At 70.4% G+C, this 3,737-nt stretch carries 3 protein-coding genes and 1 tRNA gene; 3 read left to right on the top strand and 1 reads right to left on the bottom strand.

Features of this window, described 5'->3' with window-relative positions; genetic code table 11:
- Positions 1-1,960, top strand: a 1,960-nt coding sequence (locus ABD194_RS01305) for a penicillin-binding protein (RefSeq protein WP_343986324.1), incomplete at its 5' end; no start/stop codon positions are given.
- 74 nt (positions 1,961-2,034) lie between these two features.
- Here the strand turns inward: ABD194_RS01305 and ABD194_RS01300 are convergent.
- The gene (locus ABD194_RS01300; RefSeq protein WP_343986322.1) at positions 2,035-2,490 is read right to left on the bottom strand and encodes a GatB/YqeY domain-containing protein; all 456 of its coding nucleotides are present in this window, start codon (positions 2,488-2,490) and stop codon (positions 2,035-2,037) included.
- 104 nt (positions 2,491-2,594) lie between these two features.
- Between ABD194_RS01300 and ABD194_RS01295 the strand changes: the two genes are divergently transcribed.
- Positions 2,595-3,533 carry a metallophosphoesterase gene (locus tag ABD194_RS01295; RefSeq protein ID WP_343986320.1) on the top strand — a complete coding sequence of 313 codons (939 nt, stop codon included), beginning with the start codon at positions 2,595-2,597 and terminating at the stop codon, positions 3,531-3,533.
- 111 nt (positions 3,534-3,644) lie between these two features.
- Positions 3,645-3,721, top strand: a tRNA-Pro gene (locus ABD194_RS01290).
- Positions 3,722-3,737: the final 16 nt, after the last annotated feature.

The following is a 3,737-nucleotide window of genomic DNA, read 5'->3' as shown; positions in this document are numbered from 1 at the left end:
CATGCGCAAGCTCAAGGAGCTGAAGTACGCGATCACGCTGGAGAAGAAGCTCACCAAGGACCAGATCCTGCAGGGCTACCTCAACCTCGTCTACTACGGCGACCGCGCCTACGGCGTCGAGGCCGCGGCGATGCACTACTTCAGTGTCCACGCCTCGAAGCTGAGCCTGTCGCAGGCCGCGCTCCTCGCGGGCCTGACCCAGAACCCGGGCACGACAGACCCGGTGAACTTCCCCGAGCGGGCGATCGCCCGGCGCAATGTCGTGCTCGACCGCATGCACGAGCTGGGCCGGATCACCGACAAGCAGTGGAAGGCCGCGAAGAAGCGCACCCTCAAGCAGGACATGCGCGTCCAGCAGCCCAAGAGCACCTGCCTCGCCTCGCCCTACCCCTACTGGTGCGACTTCATCGTCAACTACGCCCTCGCCATGCCGCAGCTCGGCAAGACGCTCGAGGAGCGCAAGCGCCTGCTCTACCGCGGCGGGGTCACCATCACCACGACCCTCGACCCCAAGCTGCAGCAGTTCGCGCAGGACGAGGTCGAGAAGAAGGTGCCGGTCGGCAACAAGGCCCGCATCGGCGCCGCCGCCTACGTCGCCGACCCCAACACCGGCCAGGTCAAGGCGTTCGCCCAGAACACCAAGTACTCCGTCACCAAGGACGCCGGCGGCGAGACCAGCATCAACTGGGCCCTCGACAAGAAGTACGGCGGTTCCGGCGGCTTCCAGTTCGGCTCGACGGCCAAGGCGTTCGCGCTCGTGACGGCCATGGAGTCCGGGATGAAGCTCAACGCCAGCGTCAACGCCAAGGCGGCCGGCGACGGTCACATGGCCTCCTACCGGCCGAACGACTTCCCGGGCGGTTGCGGTCCGGGCGGCACGTGGCAGGTCGACAACGACACGTTCTTCGGCGGCGGCAGCATCAGCCTCATGAAGGCGACGGCCCTGTCGACCAACACGGCGTTCGTCGCGCTCGCCCAGAAGCTCGGCGGCTGCAAGGTGCGCGACACCATGCTGCGGCTCGGCCTGCACCAGTCCGACGGCGACCCGGTCGGCAAGTACGCCCCGCAGTACATCCTCGGAGCCTCGGACGTCTCGCCGCAGGGCGTCGCCCACGCCTATGGCGTGCTGGCCGCCAGCGGCAAGAAGTGCCCCATGGTGGCGATCACCAAGATCACGCAGGGCAGCAAGAACATCGCCCTGCCGGCCACGCCGTGCGCGCAGGTCGTGGACCCCGATGTCGTCCACGCCACCGACAAGTTCCTCGAGTACAACATGACGCACGGCTCCGGCATCCGGAACCAGCTCGACGACGGCAAGCGCCAGTCCGCCGGCAAGACCGGTACGGCCAACAACAACAACGAGTCGTGGTTCGTCGGCTACACCCCCCAGCTGGTCACGTCCGTGTGGGTGGGCACGCCCTACGACCCCATCACCCGGGTGATGAAGAACGTCTCGGTCGGAGGCCAGTTCTACCCCGTCATGCACGGTGCCGCGATCGCCGCACCGATCTGGAAGGCCATCATGAACCGGGCCTCGGAGGGCATGCCCGAGGTCGCGTTCCCCGAGCCCTCCGACAAGTTCACGAAGGGCTCGAGCCCCGACTCCAACTCCGGCAACTCCATCCCCGGAGTCACGGGGATGTCGGTCAGCCAGGCCATCGCCACGCTGCAGGCCGCCGGCTACTCGGCCGGCGTCGGCGGCACCATGAGCTCGTCGGTGCCCAGCGGTCTCGTCGCCGGCACCTCACCCTGGGGCCAGGCTCCCAGCGGGACGTTCATCACCATCTACACCTCGCGCGGCGCCTCACGGCAGGCCCTGCCGCAGCCGCAGCCGCCGCAGCCGCAGCCGCAGCCGCAGCCCACGGTCGTCAAGCCGAGCGGAGGCGGTGGCACCACCACCGGCGGGGGCACCAAGCCCAAGCCGGGCAAGACCAAGCCCGGCAAGCCGCCGAAGCCGTGACCGAGCACTGACGACGACGAAGGCCCGACGTACGCGTCGGGCCTTCGTCCTTCGTTCGTTCGTCCTGTCGCCGCTCAGCCGGCGAGGACGCGGCGCACGATGGCCGCCACCCGGCCCCCCTCGGCGCGCCCGGCCACGGCAGCCTTCGCAGACTTCATCGCCAGCCCCATCTGCGGCATACCCGTGGCTCCGGAGGCGGTGACCGCCTCGCGGACGATCGACTCGAGCTCGTCGTCACCGAGCTGCTTGGGCAGGTAGGTCTCGAGGACGGCGAGCTCCGCCTCCTCCTTGGCGGCCAGCTCCGCGCGGCCCGCACCGGTGTAGGCCTCTGCCGCCTCGCGGCGCTTCTTCGCCTCCTTGGTGAGGACCTTGAGCACGTCGTCGTCGGTGAGCTCGCGGTGCTCCTTGCCCGCGACCTCCTCGTTGGTGACGGCGGTCAGGGCCATCCGCAGCGATCCGGCCCGCACCGAGTCACGCTCTCGCATGGCGGAGGTCAGGTCGGACTGCAGCTGCTCCTTGAGGGTGCTCATGGAGCCAGTCTGGCAGGTCGGGCACGTGGCCTCCGCCCGGTTTGTCGGCCGGCACCGCCGTGGGTGCCGCCGTGGCTGAGAAGGTGGGTGCGAGGATGGGCCCCATGCGTGCCGTGACCAAGACCGTCCTGGGCCTGGGGATCGCCGGGACCGGCGTGCTCGGCTGGGCCTCGCTCGTCGAGCGCAACGCCTTCGTGCTGCGCCGCTACGACGTGCCGGTCCTGCCCGACGGCGCGGCGCCGCTGCGGGTGCTGCACCTGTCCGACCTGCACCTGCTGCCCCGCCAGCGCGCCAAGCGGGCGTGGGTGCACAGCCTCGCCTCGCTCGACCCCGACCTCGTCATCACGACCGGCGACAACATCGCGGCCGACGACGCGGTCCCGGCGCTGCTCGACGCGTACGAGCTGCTGCTCGGCATCCCGGGCGCCTTCGTCCTCGGGTCCAACGACTACTTCGCCCCGACGCTGAAGAACCCCCTGCGCTACCTGACCCGGCACCACGCCCGGGGGGTCGGCACGACGCCGCGCCTGCCCACGGCGGACCTCGTGCGGGGCCTGCGTTCACAGGGCTGGGTCGACCTGACGAACCGCCGCCGGTGCCTCTCCGTGCGGGGCCAGCGCATCGAGTTCGTCGGGGTCGACGACCCGCACCTGGACTACGACCGGCTCGACCTCGTACGCGGTCCCGCCTCGCCCGACGCCGACGTGACCCTCGGCATCACGCACGCTCCCTACCAGCGGGTGCTCGACGCGTATGCCGCCGACGGGGCAGGCCTCATCATCGCCGGGCACACCCACGGCGGGCAGGTGTGCGTCCCGGGCTACGGCGCGCTGGTCACCAACTGCGACCTCGACACCAGCCGCGTCAAGGGCCTGTCCCGCTGGTGGCCGGGAGCCGGCTCGACGCCGTCCTCGCAGGCGCCGGAGGGCGCCGCGTGGCTCGAGGTGTCCGCCGGCCTGGGCACGGCCCCCACGGCTCCGGTACGCCTCGCCTGCCGTCCCGAGGCCACCCTCCTGACGCTCGTCCCCCGCTCCCAGGGCTGAGCCGCCGTCGGGCCGACCCACCCGATTCGGAGATGGGCGGGAGGCTGCGCTAGCATCTCTGCTTGCTGCCTCCGGTCGACCCGGTCGACCGGTTCGGGGCAGATGCAGCACCGGGGTGTGGCGCAGCTTGGTAGCGCGCTTCGTTCGGGACGAAGAGGTCGCAGGTTCAAATCCTGTCACCCCGACCAGTGTTTCTGCAGGTCA

The organism is Terrabacter terrae, assembly GCF_039529575.1.
Classification (GTDB): domain Bacteria; phylum Actinomycetota; class Actinomycetes; order Actinomycetales; family Dermatophilaceae; genus Terrabacter; species Terrabacter terrae.
This window is presented reverse-complemented; position numbering and strand designations above follow the sequence as displayed.

Bases quoted from the DNA above. Each gene is read 5' to 3' on its own strand.
- ABD194_RS01295 (WP_343986320.1), top strand. From the start codon at position 2,595: ATGCGTGCCGTGACCAAGACCGTCCTGGGCCTGGGGATCGCCGGGACC.
- ABD194_RS01300 (WP_343986322.1), bottom strand. From the start codon at position 2,490: ATGAGCACCCTCAAGGAGCAGCTGCAGTCCGACCTGACCTCCGCCATG.